Annotated in this window: 1 rRNA gene; it reads left to right on the top strand. The window is 52.3% G+C overall.

Annotation, left to right across the window (positions count from 1 at the left end):
* Positions 1-331, top strand: a 23S ribosomal RNA gene (locus ACSVDM_RS30845); the annotation flags it as partial.

Here is a 331-nt window from a genome sequence, read left to right as displayed (position 1 = left end):
CATCTCAGTACCCACAGGAAGAGAAAACAACAGTGATTCCGTGAGTAGTGGCGAGCGAAAGCGGATGAGGCTAAACCAGCTTGATGTGATAGACGGCAGTCGTTGTCTTGCTGGGGTAGTGGGAACATTCTTCTTCATTCTGCCGAATGGAGCGAGAGTCAGAAACCTAGGTGTTAGTTGAAGTGGTCTGGAACGGCCTACCATAGACGGTGATAGTCCGGTAAATGAAAACTCCTAGGCTCTCGTGGATGTCTCCCGAGTAGCAGCGGGCCCGTGAAATCTGCTGTGAATCTGCCGGGACCACCCGGTAAGCCTGAATACTCCCTGGTGA

The sequence above is a fragment of the Nocardia sp. JW2 genome (assembly GCF_051843015.1).
In the GTDB taxonomy this organism is placed as follows: Bacteria; Actinomycetota; Actinomycetes; order Mycobacteriales; family Mycobacteriaceae; genus Nocardia; species Nocardia coubleae.
This window is presented reverse-complemented; position numbering and strand designations above follow the sequence as displayed.